This window comes from Pantoea sp. B9002, from assembly GCF_013385945.1.
GTDB lineage: Bacteria > Pseudomonadota > Gammaproteobacteria > Enterobacterales > Enterobacteriaceae > Pantoea.
In genome coordinates, this window is sequence record NZ_JACAPA010000134.1 from 1 (window position 1) to 564 (window position 564).

The following is a 564-nucleotide window of genomic DNA, read 5'->3' on the forward strand; positions in this document are numbered from 1 at the left end:
CAGATGCAGGTGGTCTTCCAGGATCCGTTCGGCAGCCTCAGCCCGCGCATGTCGGTGGCGCAGATCATCAGCGAAGGCATCGAGGTGCACTGCGCCAGTACCGCCGCCGAGTGCGATATCCAGGTGATCCGTGCCCTGCAGGAAGTCGGCCTCGACCCGCAAAGCCGCCATCGCTACCCCCATGAGTTCTCCGGCGGCCAGCGCCAGCGCATCGCCATTGCCCGGGCCCTGGTGCTGAAGCCGGCGCTGATCCTGCTCGACGAGCCGACTTCGGCCCTCGACCGCACGGTGCAGAAGCAGGTGGTCGCCCTGCTCCGCGACCTCCAGGAAAAACATGGCCTGACCTACCTGTTCATCAGCCATGACTTGTCGGTGGTGCGGGCCCTGGCCCACGACCTGATCGTGATCAAGGACGGCCAGGTGGTCGAGCGCGGAAGCACCTGCAAGGTCTTCGACGACCCGCAGCATCCGTACACCCGCGAACTGCTGGCGGCGACCCTGCCGGTCTCCGCCCCATCGTGCACCCCTTGAGCGAAACGCCCATGAACGACCGCGAAAGTCTCA

General features: G+C 66.0%; 1 protein-coding gene. It reads left to right on the top strand.

Annotation, left to right across the window (positions count from 1 at the left end; translation table 11 throughout):
• Positions 1-531 (top strand): ATP-binding cassette domain-containing protein (locus HX773_RS25530; RefSeq protein ID WP_176973817.1); only part of this gene is annotated, 531 nt, incomplete at its 5' end.
• Positions 532-564: the final 33 nt, after the last annotated feature.